18 protein-coding genes are annotated in these 16,560 nt (G+C 56.6%); 6 read left to right on the top strand and 12 right to left on the bottom strand.

The features are described 5' to 3' along the window. The first annotated feature begins 11 nt into the window (after window positions 1-11). The gene (locus KOSB73_RS05145; protein ID WP_004137379.1) at window positions 12-263 is read left to right on the top strand and encodes an acyl carrier protein; all 252 of its coding nucleotides are present in this window, start codon (window positions 12-14) and stop codon (window positions 261-263) included. Window position 264: 1 nt separating this feature from the next. Beyond that, the gene (locus KOSB73_RS05140; RefSeq protein ID WP_098140290.1) at window positions 265-996 is read left to right on the top strand and encodes an SDR family NAD(P)-dependent oxidoreductase; all 732 of its coding nucleotides are present in this window, start codon (window positions 265-267) and stop codon (window positions 994-996) included. Window positions 997-1,022: 26 nt separating this feature from the next. Here KOSB73_RS05140 and KOSB73_RS05135 read toward each other — a convergent pair whose 3' ends face one another. The 3 genes from KOSB73_RS05135 to KOSB73_RS05125 are packed head-to-tail and all read right to left on the bottom strand — an operon-like array spanning window position 1,023 to window position 3,475. After that, entirely contained in the window at window positions 1,023-2,288 is a 1,266-nt protein-coding gene (locus KOSB73_RS05135; RefSeq protein ID WP_082237713.1) for an HD domain-containing protein, read from the bottom strand. Then, complete coding sequence (locus KOSB73_RS05130; protein WP_004137386.1) at window positions 2,254-2,742, bottom strand: FidL-like protein; 489 nt, start codon at window positions 2,740-2,742, stop codon at window positions 2,254-2,256. The genes KOSB73_RS05135 and KOSB73_RS05130 overlap by 35 nt, the downstream gene beginning before the upstream one ends. Then, window positions 2,735-3,475, bottom strand: a complete 741-nt coding sequence (locus KOSB73_RS05125; RefSeq protein WP_098140289.1) for a winged helix-turn-helix domain-containing protein — start codon at window positions 3,473-3,475, stop codon at window positions 2,735-2,737. Before KOSB73_RS05125 ends, KOSB73_RS05130 begins: the two co-directional genes overlap by 8 nt. 171 nt (window positions 3,476-3,646) lie before the next feature. Here KOSB73_RS05125 and KOSB73_RS05120 point away from each other — a divergent pair, with 171 nt between their 5' ends. Both KOSB73_RS05120 and fucO read left to right on the top strand, forming a co-directional pair. Next, the gene (locus KOSB73_RS05120; protein ID WP_004137390.1) at window positions 3,647-3,967 is read left to right on the top strand and encodes a FaeA/PapI family transcriptional regulator; all 321 of its coding nucleotides are present in this window, start codon (window positions 3,647-3,649) and stop codon (window positions 3,965-3,967) included. A gap of 757 nt (window positions 3,968-4,724) precedes the next feature. Beyond that, on the top strand, window positions 4,725-5,876 hold the full coding sequence (gene fucO, locus KOSB73_RS05115; RefSeq protein ID WP_004137392.1) for a lactaldehyde reductase: 1,152 nt from the start codon (window positions 4,725-4,727) through the stop codon (window positions 5,874-5,876). A 96-nt stretch (window positions 5,877-5,972) separates the two neighbouring features. Here fucO and KOSB73_RS05110 read toward each other — a convergent pair whose 3' ends face one another. From KOSB73_RS05110 to KOSB73_RS05090, 5 genes are all read right to left on the bottom strand, one after another. Continuing rightward, window positions 5,973-6,752, bottom strand: coding sequence for a heme ABC transporter ATP-binding protein (locus tag KOSB73_RS05110; RefSeq protein ID WP_024358466.1), 780 nt, complete (start codon window positions 6,750-6,752; stop codon window positions 5,973-5,975). Beyond that, window positions 6,745-7,740 (bottom strand): FecCD family ABC transporter permease, encoded by a 996-nt coding sequence (locus KOSB73_RS05105; RefSeq protein ID WP_098140288.1) that lies wholly within the window; start codon window positions 7,738-7,740, stop codon window positions 6,745-6,747. The genes KOSB73_RS05110 and KOSB73_RS05105 overlap by 8 nt, the downstream gene beginning before the upstream one ends. Next, the gene (locus tag KOSB73_RS05100; protein ID WP_049088670.1) at window positions 7,740-8,558 is read right to left on the bottom strand and encodes a heme/hemin ABC transporter substrate-binding protein; all 819 of its coding nucleotides are present in this window, start codon (window positions 8,556-8,558) and stop codon (window positions 7,740-7,742) included. Before KOSB73_RS05100 ends, KOSB73_RS05105 begins: the two co-directional genes overlap by 1 nt. Beyond that, window positions 8,555-9,595, bottom strand: coding sequence for a hemin-degrading factor (locus KOSB73_RS05095; RefSeq protein WP_024358463.1), 1,041 nt, complete (start codon window positions 9,593-9,595; stop codon window positions 8,555-8,557). The genes KOSB73_RS05100 and KOSB73_RS05095 overlap by 4 nt, the downstream gene beginning before the upstream one ends. Before the next feature lie 71 nt (window positions 9,596-9,666). After that, entirely contained in the window at window positions 9,667-12,036 is a 2,370-nt protein-coding gene (locus KOSB73_RS05090) for a TonB-dependent receptor domain-containing protein (RefSeq protein ID WP_004137401.1), read from the bottom strand. 215 nt (window positions 12,037-12,251) lie between these two features. On the opposite strand from KOSB73_RS05090, the gene KOSB73_RS05085 reads away from it, so the two are divergent. Together KOSB73_RS05085 and KOSB73_RS05080 are read left to right on the top strand one after the other, a co-directional pair. Next, on the top strand, window positions 12,252-12,536 hold the full coding sequence (locus KOSB73_RS05085; RefSeq protein ID WP_004137407.1) for an Rdx family protein: 285 nt from the start codon (window positions 12,252-12,254) through the stop codon (window positions 12,534-12,536). A 74-nt stretch (window positions 12,537-12,610) separates the two neighbouring features. Further along, window positions 12,611-12,955, top strand: coding sequence for a nitrous oxide-stimulated promoter family protein (locus tag KOSB73_RS05080; protein ID WP_024358461.1), 345 nt, complete (start codon window positions 12,611-12,613; stop codon window positions 12,953-12,955). A 124-nt stretch (window positions 12,956-13,079) separates the two neighbouring features. Here the strand turns inward: KOSB73_RS05080 and sitD are convergent, their stop codons facing one another. Genes sitD through KOSB73_RS05060 form a run of 4 tightly spaced genes read right to left on the bottom strand, consistent with a single transcriptional unit; the run spans window position 13,080 to window position 16,508 of the window. Further along, entirely contained in the window at window positions 13,080-13,934 is an 855-nt protein-coding gene (sitD, locus tag KOSB73_RS05075) for an iron/manganese ABC transporter permease subunit SitD (protein WP_024358460.1), read from the bottom strand. Beyond that, on the bottom strand, window positions 13,928-14,776 hold the full coding sequence (sitC, locus tag KOSB73_RS05070; protein ID WP_004132182.1) for an iron/manganese ABC transporter permease subunit SitC: 849 nt from the start codon (window positions 14,774-14,776) through the stop codon (window positions 13,928-13,930). The genes sitD and sitC overlap by 7 nt, the downstream gene beginning before the upstream one ends. Further along, the gene (locus tag KOSB73_RS05065; RefSeq protein WP_004132184.1) at window positions 14,773-15,594 is read right to left on the bottom strand and encodes a manganese/iron ABC transporter ATP-binding protein; all 822 of its coding nucleotides are present in this window, start codon (window positions 15,592-15,594) and stop codon (window positions 14,773-14,775) included. The genes sitC and KOSB73_RS05065 overlap by 4 nt, the downstream gene beginning before the upstream one ends. Continuing rightward, window positions 15,591-16,508: a metal ABC transporter substrate-binding protein gene (locus KOSB73_RS05060; protein ID WP_024358459.1), complete on the bottom strand. Its 918-nt coding sequence runs from the start codon at window positions 16,506-16,508 to the stop codon at window positions 15,591-15,593. Before KOSB73_RS05060 ends, KOSB73_RS05065 begins: the two co-directional genes overlap by 4 nt. Window positions 16,509-16,560 lie beyond the last annotated feature (52 nt).

The following is a 16,560-nucleotide window of genomic DNA, read 5'->3' as shown; positions in this document are numbered from 1 at the left end:
AAGGATAATTTATGATTGCCTATGATGATGTTCTGCAAAAAGTATGCGAAATGATTTGCGACGCGAAAGACCTTGAGCCCGATGAGGTGGAGGAGAATACGCCGCTGGTTCGGCTGAAGTTGGACAGCCTCGACTACGTCGAACTGATGGTGCTGGCAAAGCGTGAATTCAACATTACCCTGGAAGCGGACTGGTTTATTCACAATCCAGGGATAACTCTTGGCGAACTCTGCCAGCACATCAGTAAAGAGTCAGGCAGCTGATATGGCACAAAAATGGATACTGATTACCGGAGGCAGCCGCGGCATCGGTCGGGCGCTGGTCACAGGCCTGGCGCAAAGCTGGAACGTGGTATTTACCGGACGCGATGAGGAGGCGATGAACGCCACCCTGGCGGAGTGTGAAAATTCAAGCCACCAAGTGCGGGGATACGCCTGCGACGGCAACGACGAATCGCGGGTGGCGCAGCTTGCGCAGACGCTGCTGGCCGAGCGGGGGGCGCCGGAAGCGATTATCCACAATGCCGGGATCGCTCGCGACGGCCTGCATATTCGCCAGAACGCCGCGCTCTGGCGCGAGGTTTTGGACACCAATGTGATTTCAATGCTTAACTGGAACCGGGTGCTGCTGCCGGCGATGCTGATGCAGCGGCGCGGCTCCATCGTGATGATGTCGTCGGTCAGCGCGGTAAAGGGCAACGTCGGCCAGACGGCGTATGCCGCGAGTAAAGCGGCGATGAGCGGCATTGCGCGCTCGCTGGCGCTGGAGGTTGGGCGCTTCGGCATTCGCGTCAACTGCCTGGCGCCGGGCCTGATTCGCACGGAAATGCTCGAAGAGATACCCGCGCAAAAATTAAAAGAGATGCGCCAGGCGATACCGCTGCGCAGATTGGGCGAAACCCACGATGTGCTGCAGGCGGTGGCGTTTTTAATCGGTGAGGGGAGTCAATATATGACCGGGCAAACCCTGGTTCTGGACGGCGGATTGAGCGCCTGAGTCGTGCGATCAGGCCGGGTTAGCCTTTAAACAGAGTGAGTGAGTTGCGCAATGCGATTCACTAACTTTTTTATTTCGCCCGCGGTAGCACGGTGGATCTGAATAATCTGTGAAGAATATTGCGCAATCAGAGCCAGCATCAACGGGGGAATTTCCTCCCCCGGATTATTTTTAATTAACTGCGCCAGCGATTTCTCTTCCGCTTTTGGCCCATTGAGCGCATGGACCACCCGTCGGCTTACCGCGATAAGCATGGCTTCCGGTTGCAGAGTTTTATTATGCCATTGCGCCGACGCGGGATCATTTTGCATGGCCAGCCACTCAGAAATATCATCAATACCTTCAATGGGATAAAAATAACGCTGGGCTTTATCCGATAAACCCACGCGCTTTGGCGGCGGGCTGTGATCCAGACAGGAAATATTATGCAGTAATCCGCCAATCTCTACTTTTAGCGCTTGCGTGGCGCTCATCTCCATTTTTGTTGCCAGATAACCGGCAATATGGCCGACGGCCGCGGAGTGCCAAGGCGTCTGCTGGCTGAACTGATCGATAATAAAAGAGACCAGCTCGGCAATGTCGCGAAGGTTGTGCAAAGAGAGTGTGTCGTTATGCACGCCGGAGATCGCTTTAATGTAATCGCGATAGTCGGTGGACGCCATGACCGACCAGAAATGGTCATCGGCGGAGAGGATTCGGAAGGCCTGAATATACTCTTGCTTATAGAGAATGGGGGCGCCGGCGGCGGCGATGTCGACCAGCTTTTTGCTTAATAATGGGATATGTTCGGTACGGTGCTGGCAATACAGAACATCCAGTCGGTCCGCAAAGAATAACAAATGGCTCTCTTCGGGCACCCGCTCGCCTTCACTATAATGCCCGAGACCGTTGCGCCAGTGGGTATGGTGATAGCGAACGATTTTGTTGAGCGGACGAAACAGCGGAATGCGGCTAAGTAATTCGCTGCCGATGAGCGCATGATGGTTATGTTCGTTATCAATATAGTTAAGCGGTTCAAGACGCGATTTTTCATTTAATCCTCCGACATCATGGATGAGCGCCGCCAGAATGGTTTTACGCCGCTGGGCCGCAGAAAAATTGACTAACTTAGCCAGATGCGATGCGATAAACGCCGTTCTGACATGGTGCAGATTGAGCCGGGGGTTAATCATATCAATGATATTCGCGATGCTGCCTAAGGTCGGTAGTAAATGTATCGTCATGATATCAGCATAATTAAAATTAATGAGATGAATCTCAATCAATGATTGTATTCTGACGCTGGCAACCATATTGTGGGAACGTTTGATTACCGAATAAAATAGTATCATCATTAACGTGATTGATATAGATGATTCGATCATTACTTTGGTTGCCAAAGAGATTTTGCCGGGCGATATTTTCAGGCGTATTGTCAGCGTGATGGCGAGTGATTTGCGAATCAATGATATAAAAGAGATGACTGGTCGCAGTGGTTCTTTTTAATGTGATAGCAATGGTGCGGGAGACAATGTATTTATCGCCATTGCTGGTGAGCAATCCCTCAAGACTGATTAAAAGACGGTTATTAGCAAGCTGAGCGGATAGCAAACCCTGTGAGCGGAGAATATTCTCATTTATATCCTCTGTGAGGTCGTACTGTGATTTACAGGAAAAGGTGTCATGGCTGCGGATATCTATATAGAGGAACGCAGCGACTACCAGCGTCAGGGCAGTGGCGAGGAATATTATAGCGTATTTACGCATTTTTTATTTCCTTATAGTAGTAACTGTGGCACTGCTGGTCCTTCATATCACATTTGAGGATGAATATATCCATATAAATACCTAAGCCTTGTGGCTGATTTAATTGTCGGTTGAAAAGGTAGATTTTCTTAGGCGTCGAACAATCAAGCCCAGAGGGGAACAGCTTTTTATTGCTGAGGATTTCGCGCGCGCGCTGAGCGCCAGAGCCATAAATAGTACATTTATCCTGGGTGAAAACTAACGTAGTAGGCTGTTTTTTATACATAAAAAAAGGTAAAAGCAGCAGCAAACCTATCAACGGCAGGATAAAAAAAATGGCCGCTTTGCGGTGCTGCCATAGTAAACTTCGCTGGGGAAGGTCGGCGGTAAGAACCGGCAGAGTGAAGGAGGATGAATAATCATTATCGCTGGTGATAATGACTTCCTCAGAAATCTTAAAGCCGATTCGCGGTACCGTAATAATCACATTTTTCTCAATGCCGAGATCGGCAAGACTACGCCGCAGCGTTGAGATGTATTGATTAAGATTGCTATTTGAGGGCCTGGCGCCATATTTTTCAAACACCGACTGAAAAATATCAACGCGAGAAATAATATCCCCTCGGTATTGTAACAGATTGGTTAGGAGGCGAGTGGAAGTCGCAGAGAGTTCAATACAATCACCGGTCAACAGATTGACCAGGGATGCTTCCTCAGTATCAAATGTAATAAATCCCTCTATATCGAACCGCATTTTTATCTCCGCACGGAATTAAAAATTCACTCTTTATATCAGGGTTTTTATCATAAAAAAAAGTGAATTTCAGATAAATGTACTGTTTAAGTTGAAATTTAAAGCTAATGTTGCCGTTTTCGTGGGGGCAATCCATACTGCCGGGTACTGAATGACAGAAGGAGCTGACTCATGAAGATTTCATTTTCATCCTGTACCCCACATTCAAATCAAAATTCTGTAACCGCAGTTGAGAGTTTGCGCTCATTGATGAGCTCAATGGGCATCAATAAATTCTCCGGGGTCGTCGTGCCAGAGCAGGAGTATATTCTTTATGTTTTAAAAGAACATGGACCTGAGGGGTTGCTTACTCGGGAATTAGCGGACAGGTGCGAAATGTCAATATATAAAGTCAGACATTTGCTACTGCCGTTGGAAAAGTATGGTCAGGTGAACAGAATAAAAGTTAATAAGCATCATAAATGGTATTTTTATAATAAAAATATTGACTAATAGTCATACTAACAAGAGGCTATGATGTTTGCAATAAATATAGATCTCTTAGGCGTTTTTTCTAATTTTTCATGAATTTTGAGAATTAATATCTCGCAAATAACAGAGAATATTCTTAATAATGAAAATTTCCCAGCTCTTAAAAAATCCCTTGCGCTATCCGTAGGGCGATAAGCAATTATCCATAATGACAGATAATTCTTATGCGATGTTTTTAAGCGGTGGCCAGCACCGGGGATAGCCGCTTTTGTTGAGTAAATGACCTTTTTGTTAACTAGGTGTTAAATTTGCGGTATGCAATCTGCGACGGCGTACGTCGGGAGCGTACGGATAAGGCTGAGGGGTAAGCAACGGATGTGCAGAATAATCGCAGAGTGTGGTCATGAAATATTGACTTCGGCCGTACGACGCTATCCTGTTCATTTTTCGTCCCGGCATAAACGGCTTTTTTGCCATACGAACGAATACTGGCGGTAGAAGAAAAATAATGTGATCAACTTCAATAATATTTACCGTGAGTTAACGTTCTTCGCCAGCTTATATTGTGGTGAGGTTTAGCAATCTCATTAAATTTGCGGATGATGTCCAGTATGCTGGACAAACTTGATGACAACTGTGCGATGGGTTAATTAACTGCGATTGCGTGCAGGGCAATTAGGGCGTTATTTGATATTAAATAATAAAACGGCTACGTCAGTCACGTTACTGTAGGGCTAAATATTATGGTTATCAAACACTCAGATTGAGGGAAGCACGCATGGCTTACAGAATGATTTTAAACGAAACCTCTTATTTTGGCCCCGGCTCGATTAGCTGTATTGTCGATGAAGTCAAAAAACGCGGCTTCAAAAAAGCGCTGGTGGTCACTGATAAGGATCTGATCCGTTTTAACGTTGCGACAAAAGTCCTGGCTATTCTCGACGGAGCCGGGCTGCCTTACAGCATTTTTGATGACGTTGTTCCGAACCCCACCATTGAGGTTGTGCAGCAGGGCGTAGAGACGTTTAAGCAGTCGGGCGCCGATTACCTGATCGCCATCGGCGGCGGTTCACCGCAGGATACCTGTAAAGCGATAGGCATTATTATTAATAACCCCGAGTTCGCCGACGTTCGCAGTCTCGAAGGCGGGGCCGATACCAAAAACGCCGCCGTACCGATGATCGCGATCCCAACCACCGCCGGTACGGCGGCGGAAGTGACCATCAACTACGTGATTACCGATGTTCAGAACCGCCGCAAATTTGTTTGCTATGACCCGCACGATATCCCGCTGGTGGCGATTATTGACGCCGAAATGATGGCCAGCATGCCAGCCAGCCTGAAAGCGGCGACCGGCGTCGATGCGCTGACCCATGCGATCGAAGGTTACATAACCAAAGGCGCATGGGAACTCACCGATATGCTGCATCTGAAGGCCATTGAGGTGATTGGCCGCTCGCTGCGTGCTTCGGTACAGGGCGACGCGCAGGGTGCGGAAGGCATGGCGCTGGGGCAATATATTGCCGGGATGGGCTTCTCTAACGTTGGTCTGGGGCTGGTCCACGGTATGGCCCACCCGCTGGGCGCATTTTACGGTACGCCGCACGGCGTGGCTAACGCGGTGCTGTTGCCGCATATCATGGCCTATAACGCCGAATATACCGGCGAGAAGTATCGCGACATCGCGGTTGCGCTTGGTAACAAGTCGGCGGCAACGATGCCGATTGCCGAAGCGCGTCAGGCGGCGATAGAGGCGGTGGCGCAGCTGAATCGCGACGTCAATATCCCGGCGCGTCTGCGCGATGTCGGTATGAAAGAAGAGGATATTGACGCGCTTGCGGCGGCGGCGCTGGCGGACGTGTGCACCGGCGGTAACCCGCGTGACACTAATCTGGAGGAGATTAAAACGCTGTATCGGCAGATCTTCTAATTTAGCAATCGCAGCGAAGCCGGTAGCAATATCGGCTTCGCCGTTCAGAAAGTAACGTTTTGGTAGGCCACCGCCCGGCAAAATAATGTCATCGACTCACGGCGCCAGATAGACCTGCGGAACGGACGTATCGGGATGTTCGCCCACGCTGACCTCCGCGCCGTACCAGCGGCTGACGATCGGCTGCTGAATCACCTCCTGCGGCGTGCCCTGCGCCACCAGTTTCCCCTGATGCAGCAGCAGAATCCGGTCTGCCCACAGCGCCGCGAGGTTCAGGTCGTGCAGTACGACGCAGACGTGCAGCCGGCTGCTGCGGGTCAGGCGTTTGAGCAGACGCAGCAGATGTTGCTGATAATAGAGATCCAGCGCCGAGGTAGGCTCATCGAGAAACAGCCAGCCCTCGGGCGCGCCATCGCGCCACAGCTGCGCCAGACAGCGGGCCAGCTGCACCCGCTGCTGTTCGCCGCCGGAGAGGGAAGGGTAGCGTCTCCCGGCCAGATGGTCGCAGCCGGTCTCCTTCATCACCCGGCGGATTATCTCCTCGTTTGGCGCGCCGCCCCACGGCGAGCGGCCCATGGCGATAACCGTTTCGATCGGCCAGTCGGCGTGCAGCTGGGTGCGCTGTAGCATCACCGCCCGGCGGCGGGAAAGCGCTTCTGCTGACCAGCTTTCCAGCGGGCGGCCTTCCACCAGTCGTTCGCCGGCGTCGGGGGTTAAAAAACCGGTCAACAGGCGCAGCAGGGTCGACTTACCGGCGCCGTTGGGGCCAATCAGCGCCGCCATCTCGCCGCCGCGGAGCTGGAGCGAGACATCGTTAACGATCTGCCGGTGACCCAGACGCAGCGTCAGCGAACGCGCGCTATAGCGATTATCCATGCGTCTCTTTCTCCTGACGAAAAATCAGCCACAGAAACCACGGCGCGCCAAGCACGCTGGTCAACAGCCCGACCGGCATCTCCGCGGGAGCGGCAACGGTGCGCGCCAGCGTGTCGGCCAGCAGCAGTAGAATCGCGCCGCACAGCAGCGAACCGGGAACCAGGCCGCGATGGTCCGGCCCCAGCCACATCCGCATCAAATGCGGCACGACCAGGCCGATAAAGCCGATAATGCCGCTGATGGCCACCGCCGACGCTACCAGCAATGCGCTGCACAGCAGAAGTAGACGCTGCAGGGCGCGAACGTTGACGCCGAGATAGTGCGCCTCTTCATCACCCAGTTGCAGCAGGTTAAGCCGCGAAGCCATCGCCCACACCACGAGGGAGGCCGGGATCATCAACGTGGCCGCCACCAGCAGCGTCGACCATTCCGACTGCCCGAGGCTACCCATACCCCACAGCGAAAGCTGGCGCAGCTGAGTATCGTTGCTGATCCACGCCAGTACCCCGACCAGCGCGCCGCAGAGGGCGTTAATGGCGATGCCGACCAGCAGCAGGCGCGACAGCGAGGCGTCTCCCGCCCGGCTGAGGATAAAAATCACCACCATCACCGCCGTGCTGCCGATAAACGCCGCCAGCATCGGCGCGTACAGCGCCACGAGCGCCGGCAGCGACAGGGGCAGCACCAGCCAGCAGGCCACCGCCAGCGCCGCGCCGCCGCTGATCCCTAACAGTCCCGGATCGGCGAGGGGGTTGCGAAACAGCCCCTGCATCACGCAGCCGGAGAGCGCCAGCGCGGCGCCGACCAGCAGCGCCAGCAGCACTCGCGGCAGGCGAATGGTCAGCCAGATGTTCCTCAGGATCTCATCGCCGGCGGGCAGCAGGCTGGTCAACGGCAGGCGCATCGCGCCCAGGGTCGTGGCGAGCAGCGTCAGGACAATCAGCAGCAGCGTCATTAACCACAGATGACGGGCAGGGTGGGAGCGCATCAGGGCAACTGCTCCGCTTTTTGCCGCAGCGCGAGCACTTCCTGCGGGGTGCGCGGGCCAAAGCCGAGCAGGGCCATATCATCGATCACAAGTACCTGCTTATGGCGTCCCGCAGGCGTCTGCGCCAGCCCCGGCAGCTTCCAGAGCCCGGCTTCGCCGCCCATGCCTTTCAGCCCATCGGCGGAGATCACCACCAGGTCCGGTTTACTGGCGATAACGCCCTCCTGCGACATGCTGCGATAATGGTCGAAGCTCTGCATGGCATTCTGCAGCCCGGCCGCCCTGATTGCGCCATCCGCCGCGGTTTGTTTCCCGGCCACCATGGTATTCATGCCGCCGTGGCTGAGAATAAACAGCACCCGCTTGTTCACCGGCTGCGAAGGAATCTGCGCGATCTGCTGATGAACCTTCTGGCGTAGGGCGTTACCTTCGCTCTGCTTACCAAGGGCGTCGGCAATCACGGCAATTTTTGCCTCGATTGCCGGCAGGTCGTAGCCGCCCGGTACGTTGATCACCTTAACCTTATTCTCTTCAACCTTTTTCAGCACCAGCGAGGGCTGCGCCTGGGCGCTGGCCAGCACCAGCGTCGGGCGCAGGGAAAGGATCCCCTCGGCGTTCAGCTGGCGGATATAGCCCACATCCGGCAGGCTCTGCGCGGCGGCAGGCCAGGTGCTGGTGCTGTCTTTCGCCACCAGCTGCCGCTGGGCGTCGAGGGCGTAAATCACCTCCGTGACGTCGCCGCCGAGCGACACAATCCGCTCGGCGGCGGCGCTGGCCAACAGTGGAAACGCCGCAAGTAATATCAGCCAGCGCTTCATGCCAGTAGCCCTTCGGTGGTCAAACCATCGACCTGCGCACGCCACTGCGCCTGCTCCGGGTGGCCTTCGCTGCGTTGGCCGTACAGCTGCGCGATCTGCGTGCCGTCTTTGGCGAACAGCTCGACGCTGGTGACGTGGCCGTCGGAGGTCGGTTTGCGGGTCACCCAGATCTCATCCACGCTCTCCTCGCGCAGATGCAGGGTAAACGCGGCGTTGAAGATATTCAGCCAGCCGCGCATCGGGGCGACCTTTTCCAGCGCGCCGGTGAAGATCTGTACGCAGCCGCGGTTGCCAACGAAGATCATGATCTCGTTGCCATCCTGGCGGATGGTTTCCAGCAGCCCCGGCAGCGTCTGGGTGTCAATGCGGCAGGCGAGATCGTCGCTGACCAGGCGGAAAGCCTGCTGGCGCGACAGGTTATATTTTCTCAGCAGGCCGAAGAACTGGTGAACGTCGGTCATGGCGCGCCATTCGTTTTCCAGCGCCTCGCCGTCGGCGGCATCGGCATATTTCAGCGGATCGGCCGGGCGAATCGCCAGCGGGGCAGGCGATTGCTGCGTATGCGCGGCAATCAGCGCATCCCAGGCCGCCATGTCGGTATTTCCGGTGGTGTAAACCTTGAGCAGCGCGTCGCCGTGCGGATCGAAGAACTGAATGCTCTGGCGACCGTTGTCGCTCAGGTGAAAAGCGCTGGCCCACTGGCTGAGAAACAGGCGCAGGTCGAGGGCGCGCGGATTGAGCACCAGCCCGGCGTGGCCGCTCAGATGCTGATGGGTAAATTCGCCGACCTGCTCATGCACCGCATATTCGTTGCGGCAGATGCATTTGGTTTCCCCCACGGCTTCCAGCGCCGTCAGAATGGCGCGGGCGTCGTCCTGCAGACGTACGGCATCGTAGCCCTGGCGGGCTTCGGTCAGTTCGGCTTCGCTAATCCCCATTTCGGCGGCGATATCGCGGGCGTATTTCGCGGAAGATTGCGCTTTCGTGGCCAGATAGCGCTGCCACAGCGGGGTATGTTGCGGTTGGGTGTTGTGCATAATTCACATCCTTCTCTACGATGAGTTTCCCCGGCTCGCGGCCGGGGAGCAGGTTTCTTATTATTAGCCGGTCAGAAATCGACGTTAACGCCCAGCTGCCAGGTGCGGCCAGGCATCACCGCCAGCGCCCGGTCGTTGGCGTCCTGATTGGTGGACATTTCGATATTGCGGCTGCTCAGATAATCCCAGTATTTACGATCGGTAATGTTGTATACGCCGCCGTTGACGCGTACGTTCTTCGCGACCTGCCAGTACGCGGTCCAGTCCAGCATGCCGTAGCCCGGAACGCGCATATATTCGCTGGTCGAATCGGTAATCGCGGAGCCGGTGTTGGTATAGCTTTCACGGCTGGTGGCGGTGGCGCGCTTGCCCTTAACAAAGGTGGCGGTCAGCGCGGTGCCGTACACTTTTGCCGGATCGTCCCACGCCACGCCGACGATGGCCTTCATTGGCGCGACGCTATCGAGGTCGACGTACTTATCGCCGCTGTAGCTCGATTTCGATTGCCCTTCGCTATAGCCGTAGGCGAGGGTAGCGCTCAGGCCGTTAACCTCTTCAAACCAGGTGCCAAAGTTGAATTTAGCGCTGATTTCGCCGCCGTAGATGTACGCTTTATCGCGGTTTTCCGCCTGGTAAATGGTGTAGATGTTCGACGGTACGTTAGTGAACTGCACCGGATTATTGGCGCGGGTGTAGCGGGTATAGGCGATAAAGTTTTTATAGGTGTTGTAGAACAGCGCGGTGCGCATAGTGATGCCTTCCGCCACTTCGCCCTTCATCCCCCACTCAACGTTATCGCTGGTTTCGGTTTTCAGATCGGTGTTGCCGATCAGCGCATACTGGGCGCGTCCGGCGTAGCTGGAGCCGAGGTTCCACGAACCGTACAGCTGGCTGGCGTTCGGGAACTGCGCGCCGCGCTGATACTGCAGATAAGTCATCAGGCGCGGGGTGATATCGTACTGCAAGACCAGCGACGGCAGCGCCTGGGTATCAGCGTTCTTACCGTACAGATTTGACACGTCGGAACCGGTCAGCACGCTGCTGTTGTTGGCCAGATCGGAGACGTTCTCCGGCCTGGTCGACTGATGCATCACGCGAATGCCCGGGATAACCGCAAAGTTATGCTCGTCGAGGTCGAAGTTAATTTTGTCCTGCAGGAAGCCGGCGACGATATAGCCGCGGCTGTCGGCGTCCGGCTGCATGATCTGGCTAAAGGCGCTCGGGGTTGGCGACTGGGTTAACGGGCGCTGGGTTTTCGTCGTGCTGGCGTTAAAACCGGCGCTCAAATCGTGGCGGCCTATCGATTTCGCCAGCGCGCTCTGAATGCCCCAGGTGTCGGTATCGTAGTCGGAGCTCACCGTTTGCATCGCGCGGGTGACGCTGTCCGGCATATATGTCCAATCATGGGCCTCGGTATGCTGGTAGTAGACCTTGGTCGATACGCTGTCGATATAGTCGTTCATCGGCGTCCAGTCGTCTTTCAGGCTCAGGCCCCAGCGGCGGGTCTGGCTGGTCTGGTTTGACGTGCCGATAACGCTGTTGCCGCTGGAGTCCCAGGCGTCATAATGCGTGTGGTTCGTTTTATGGTAATAATCGAAGGTGCTGGTGAGCTTATGTTCGTCATTCGGCTGCCAGATCCCCGAGGCCATAAAGGCGTTGGAGTGCCAGTTTGCCGGGTATGAATCAACGGTCCCGCTGTTGTTTTCCGTTTCCTGGCCGTCGCGACGGCTGTAGACGAAGATCCCGCGCAGGGTTTCATCGCCGCCGGCAACGGTGACGCCGTTGTGCCAGCTGCGATCGGATGAGTCGTAGCCGCTGCGGTAGCCGAAGGCGCTGGTTTTGCCCGGATGCAGGTAGTCATCCGCGGACTTCGGACGGAAAGAGACGTTGCCGCCGATGGCGCTGTTGGCGGTATCGGTTGAGGTCGCCCCGGACTGAATATCGATGCTGCCGTACATGTAGGGGTCAATGTAGTCGCGGCCCATACCGAACGTATTGAGGCCCGCGCGGCTGGCGTAGCTGCGCCCGGTGGCATTCGGCTGGGCGATGCCGTCGACGTCGATCCCGACGCGGTTGCTCTCCATGCCGCGTATGTTGTAGCCGGTATAGCCGCCGCGGTCGAAGCCGCTTTTGCCGTTGCCGGAACCGCCGCTGGCGCCGGTGGCGCTAATGAGCGGCTCGTAGCGCATGATGGAGCCAAAGTCGTTGGCCCCTTTATCCTGCAGCTCCTGAGCGCTGATCGAATGTTCGCTGCCCGCTTTCAGCAACGGCGCCGGCGCGGTAACGGTCATCCGTTCCGAGCTGTCATCAGAAGATGCGCTGCTGGTGGTTTTCGCGGTGGTATCAGCCGCCCCGGCGGAAGTTTGATAAATTGCTGTAAGCAAAGAAGTCACCAGCAGGCTTTTCTTGAACCATGCTGTTGATTGAGTGGAGTTATACATAGTAGCCACGCCTTAATCATTATTAGTATTGGCTCACGCGTTACTTCCAGAGTGCAGGTGTGTCCGGTTATTCCGTTACTGGACGTTTTTTCTCCATGCTTATTGATTGCGAATGGTAATGATAGGTATTATCGTTTGCAACAAAATAATCATGTATTCCTCAATTAATCTGCAAGTTGTTTACAATTTGCCCTTTGACCGACAGCGAGACGCCGATGAGCCACAAAGCCGCGATTACCATTACCTACTGTTCGCAGTGCAACTGGATGCTGCGCGCCACGTGGATGGCCCAGGAACTGCTGCACAGCTTTAGCACCGACATCGCCTCGGTCACGCTGATTCCGGGAACCGGCGGGATCTTCGTGGTGGCCGTTGATGATGTGCAAATCTGGGAGCGCAAGCAGGATGGCGGTTTCCCCGACGCGGCGGAACTCAAGCGCCGGGTGCGCGACGTATGCTTCCCGGAAAAACCGCTGGGGCACGTGGATAAACCGGCATAATCCTCAGGGAGTATGGGGCTGCATCGCCCTCTATGAATGTGTATTATGAATGCATCTTTTCGGGGGGACAGGCGATGGCGGGCAAACGTATTGCGCGGGAAAAAAAGACCATTAGCAGCATGATAACGCTCTACCAGCGCCGCTGCCCGGATGCCCGCGACGACGGCGAACACTATCAGGCGCTTAACGACTATGCCGACAAGCGGCTGGATAAATGCGTCTTTGGCGAAGAGAAGCCCGCCTGCAAGCAGTGCCCGGTGCACTGCTACCAGCCCGCGAAACGCGAAGAGATGAAGCGGATTATGCGCTGGGCGGGGCCGCGGATGCTCTGGCGGCACCCGATCCTGACGATTCGCCATCTGATCGATGACAAACGTCCGGTGCCGGAACTGCCGGAAAAGTACCGGCCTAAAAAATAGCGAATTTCCCCCGGAGGCGATGCTGCGCATCTGTCCGGGCTACGTCCTGGGGGAGAGGTAGCCCGGACAGGCGCAACGCGCCGCCTCCGGGAATAATGCCCGTCAAGGTAGCCCGGGTAAGGCGTCAGCCGCGACCTGGGGCCTCGCCGGAATGGGCTGTGGTTTGGCTATCGCGAACCGAGGTCCAGACAAACGCGATAACGAACAGAACGGTAAACAGCACCACGATGGTCGGCGCCGGGGCGCTGTCGAGATAAAACGACAGCCACACGCCGCCCAGCGAACAGCTTAACGCTATCGCCACCGCCAGCAGCAGGGCGCTGACAAAACGCCGCGTCAGCAGCAGCGCAATAGCCCCCGGCGCTATCAGCAGCGAAATCGACAAAATGATCCCCACCGCTTTCAGCGTCGCCACGATGGTCAGCGCAATCATGCACAGCAGCCCATAATGCAGCAGCCCGCAGCGCAATCCGCTGGCCTTCGCCTGCTGCGGATCAAAGGCATGCAGCAGAAAATCGCGCCACTTCAGGCCGATAATCAGCGCAATCGCCAGCGCGATCAGCGACGTTTGTACAATATCGCTGGCGGAAATACCCAGCATATCGCCAAACAGAATATGATCGAGATGCACCTCCGACTGAATCGACACGTACAGCACCAGGCCCGCGCCAAACATCCCGGAAAACACGATGCCCATGATCGTATCGCGCTTAATACGGCTGTTATCGTCGAGATAACCTGTGGCGATGGCGCAGAACAACCCGGCGATAAACGCGCCGATGGCGAAGGGGATACCGAGGATATACGCCACCACCACCCCCGGGAAAACCGCGTGGCTCATGGCGTCGCCCATCAGCGCCCAGCCTTTTAGCACCAAAAACACCGACAGCAGCGCGCAGGGGACGGCAACGATCGCCGCCACCAGCATGGCGTTGACCATAAAAGAGAACTGGAAAGGTTCAAGCAGCGCGCTCAGCATGAGGCCTCCCTGGCGCGACGACGGCTGGCGAGCAGGCCGTGCTTCGGCGCGAAAACGAACGCGGTTAAAAACAGTAGCGTCTGGGCGACGACGATAATTCCGCCGGTCGCCCCGTCCAGATAGTAGCTCAGCCAGGCGCCGAAAAAGCTGGTCAGGCTGCCAATCGCCACGGCGATGGCCAGCAGGCGCGGGAAGCGGTCGGTCAACAGCCAGGCGGTAGCGCCGGGCGTCACCACCAGGCAAATCACCAGAAACGCGCCGACGGTTTGCAGCGCCGCCACGGTACAGGCCGCCAGCAGGGTAAAGAACAGCAGCTTCAGCCCGCTGGTATTGAGGCCAATCGAGCGGGCGTGATTCTCATCGAAAAAGGTCACCATCAGGTCTTTCCACTTCAGCAGCAGAATCGCCATCGAAATAAAGCCAATGGCCGCCAGCTGGATAATATCCTCCGGGGCGATGGCCAGAATATTGCCGAGAATAATGGTCTGGATATTCACCGAGGTCGGGTTCAGCGACACCATAAACAGGCCGATACCGAAAAAAGAGGAGAAGATCAGGCCGATAATCGCGTCTTCCTTCAGCTTCGAACGCTGATTAAGAAACAGCATGCTGCCCGCCGCCAGCCCGCCGGAAAGAAACGCCCCCAGCGCGAAGGGCAGGCCGAGCATATAAGCGCCCGCCACGCCCGGCACGATAGAGTGGGAGAGGGCGTCGCCAATCAGCGACCAGCCCTTGAGCATCAGGTAGCAGGAGAGAAACGCGCACACTCCGCCCACCAGCGCCGACACCCACATCGCGTTCAGCATATATTGATAACCAAACGGCTCCAGCAGCCAGCTCATCTTTCGCCTCCCGCCGCCCGGCGGCTGATAAACGGCCGCTCATCGTCGGTAATAATCCGCTCTTCCGCGCCGCTCAGCACCACGTGGCGCAGCACGCCGCTAAACGCCAGTTCGAGGTTTTCGGCGGTAAAAGTGCTTTCCGTCGGGCCGCTGGCCAGCACGGTGCCTTTGACCATCACCGTGTAGTCGCAGAACTCGCTCACCGAGCCGAGGTTATGGGTGGAAACCAGCATGGTGCAGCCTTCGTCGCGCAGCTCCCGCAGCAGTTCGATGATGCGCGCTTCGGTCTGTACGTCGACGCCGGTGAAGGGCTCATCCAGCAGAATGACTTTCCCCTGCTGAGCGATAGCGCGGGCCAGAAACACGCGCTTTTTCTGCCCGCCGGAGAGTTCGCCGATCTGGCGCTGCCGGTACTCGCTCATGCCGACCCGCGCCAGGGCGGCATCGACAATCTCATGGTCGCGCGCTTTAGCCCGCCGCAGCCAGCCCATATGGCCGTAGCGCCCCATCATCACCACATCTTCCACCAGCACCGGGAAAGACCAGTCCACCTCTTCCGCCTGCGGAACGTAGGCGACAAGGTTCTGGCGCAGGGCGCGGTTAACCGGCTGGCCGAGGATCGCGATATCGCCCTTACCGACGCGCACAAAGCCCATCAGCGCTTTAAACAGCGTTGATTTGCCCGAACCGTTCACCCCAACCAGCGCGGCGATGGAACTGCGCGGCACGCGGAACGAGGCGTCGCGCAGGGCGGTATGACCGTTGCGATAGGTCACGCTGACGTTGTTGACCGCGAGGCCCGGCAGCTCGTTACTCATGCCTGTTTCCTTAGTCCGTCGTTGATGCCCTGGACGATGGTTTGGGTGGTGACGCGCAGCAGGTCGAGGTAGGTCGGCACCGGGCCATCGGCGGCGCTCAGGGAGTCGACGTACAGGACACCGCCGTAGTGGGCGCCTGCTTCTCTTGCCACCTGACGCGCCGGTTTATCGGAAATGGTGCTTTCGCTAAAGATAGTCGGGATATGCGCTTTCTTCATGGTGTCGATGGTTTTCCGCACCTGCTGCGGAGTGCCCTGCTGGTCGGCGTTGATCGGCCACAGATAGAGCTCCTGCAGGCCGTTATCGCGGGCCAGATAGGAGAACGCCCCCTCGCTGGTTACCAGCCAGCGCTTGTCCTGCGGCAGTTTCGCCAGTTCCGCCTTCAGCGGCGTCATGGTGTGGCGAATCTTCTCTTTGTAGGTCTCAGCGTTATGGCGATAGGCGTCGGCATTTTCAGGATCGTACTTCACCAGCGCGTCGCGAATGTTATCGACATAGATCAGCGCGTTGTCCGCCGACATCCACGCGTGCGGGTTGGGCTTACCGTTATACGGCCCCTCGCTGATGCCCATCGGCTGAATGCCGTTGCTGACCACCACTTCCGGCACGCCGTTCAGGTGCTGATAAAAGCGGGCGAACCACAGTTCAAGATTCAGTCCGTTGGCGAGGATCAGCTGCGCGCCCTGCGCGCGTTTGATATCGCCGGGCGTTGGCTGATATTCGTGGATCTCGGCTCCCGGTTTGGTGATGGAGCTGACGTCGGCGGCGTCGCCCGCGACGTTTTGCGCCATGTCGGCGATTACCGTGAAGGTGGTGATCACTTTAAATTTCTCTTTTGCCTGGACGGGGGCGACGGCCAACAGCGCCAGCGTGGCGGCAAACATCAGATGCTTCAGGGGTGGCAGGTGCAGCATAAGGTCCCTCACAACGTTGCGATTAATTAATCATCATTTATAGCCATTGCTA

Source organism: Klebsiella grimontii, from assembly GCF_900200035.1.
GTDB classification, from domain to species: Bacteria; Pseudomonadota; Gammaproteobacteria; order Enterobacterales; family Enterobacteriaceae; genus Klebsiella; species Klebsiella grimontii.
The sequence above is the reverse complement of the archived record's forward strand: the minus strand, read 5'-3'. Positions and strand labels throughout refer to the sequence as shown.

What these genes read in the sequence shown, in the direction of transcription:
- KOSB73_RS05145 (WP_004137379.1), top strand. Translation starts at nt 12, where the DNA reads ATGATTGCCTATGATGATGTTCTGCAAAAAGTATGCGAAATGATTTGC.
- KOSB73_RS05140 (WP_098140290.1), top strand. Translation starts at nt 265, where the DNA reads ATGGCACAAAAATGGATACTGATTACCGGAGGCAGCCGCGGCATCGGT.
- KOSB73_RS05135 (WP_082237713.1), bottom strand. Translation starts at nt 2,288, where the DNA reads ATGGTTGCCAGCGTCAGAATACAATCATTGATTGAGATTCATCTCATT.
- KOSB73_RS05130 (WP_004137386.1), bottom strand. Translation starts at nt 2,742, where the DNA reads ATGCGTAAATACGCTATAATATTCCTCGCCACTGCCCTGACGCTGGTA.
- KOSB73_RS05125 (WP_098140289.1), bottom strand. Translation starts at nt 3,475, where the DNA reads ATGCGGTTCGATATAGAGGGATTTATTACATTTGATACTGAGGAAGCA.
- KOSB73_RS05120 (WP_004137390.1), top strand. Translation starts at nt 3,647, where the DNA reads ATGAAGATTTCATTTTCATCCTGTACCCCACATTCAAATCAAAATTCT.
- fucO (WP_004137392.1), top strand. Translation starts at nt 4,725, where the DNA reads ATGGCTTACAGAATGATTTTAAACGAAACCTCTTATTTTGGCCCCGGC.
- KOSB73_RS05110 (WP_024358466.1), bottom strand. Translation starts at nt 6,752, where the DNA reads ATGGATAATCGCTATAGCGCGCGTTCGCTGACGCTGCGTCTGGGTCAC.
- KOSB73_RS05105 (WP_098140288.1), bottom strand. Translation starts at nt 7,740, where the DNA reads ATGCGCTCCCACCCTGCCCGTCATCTGTGGTTAATGACGCTGCTGCTG.
- KOSB73_RS05100 (WP_049088670.1), bottom strand. Translation starts at nt 8,558, where the DNA reads ATGAAGCGCTGGCTGATATTACTTGCGGCGTTTCCACTGTTGGCCAGC.
- KOSB73_RS05095 (WP_024358463.1), bottom strand. Translation starts at nt 9,595, where the DNA reads ATGCACAACACCCAACCGCAACATACCCCGCTGTGGCAGCGCTATCTG.
- KOSB73_RS05090 (WP_004137401.1), bottom strand. Translation starts at nt 12,036, where the DNA reads ATGTATAACTCCACTCAATCAACAGCATGGTTCAAGAAAAGCCTGCTG.
- KOSB73_RS05085 (WP_004137407.1), top strand. Translation starts at nt 12,252, where the DNA reads ATGAGCCACAAAGCCGCGATTACCATTACCTACTGTTCGCAGTGCAAC.
- KOSB73_RS05080 (WP_024358461.1), top strand. Translation starts at nt 12,611, where the DNA reads ATGGCGGGCAAACGTATTGCGCGGGAAAAAAAGACCATTAGCAGCATG.
- sitD (WP_024358460.1), bottom strand. Translation starts at nt 13,934, where the DNA reads ATGCTGAGCGCGCTGCTTGAACCTTTCCAGTTCTCTTTTATGGTCAAC.
- sitC (WP_004132182.1), bottom strand. Translation starts at nt 14,776, where the DNA reads ATGAGCTGGCTGCTGGAGCCGTTTGGTTATCAATATATGCTGAACGCG.
- KOSB73_RS05065 (WP_004132184.1), bottom strand. Translation starts at nt 15,594, where the DNA reads ATGAGTAACGAGCTGCCGGGCCTCGCGGTCAACAACGTCAGCGTGACC.
- KOSB73_RS05060 (WP_024358459.1), bottom strand. Translation starts at nt 16,508, where the DNA reads ATGCTGCACCTGCCACCCCTGAAGCATCTGATGTTTGCCGCCACGCTG.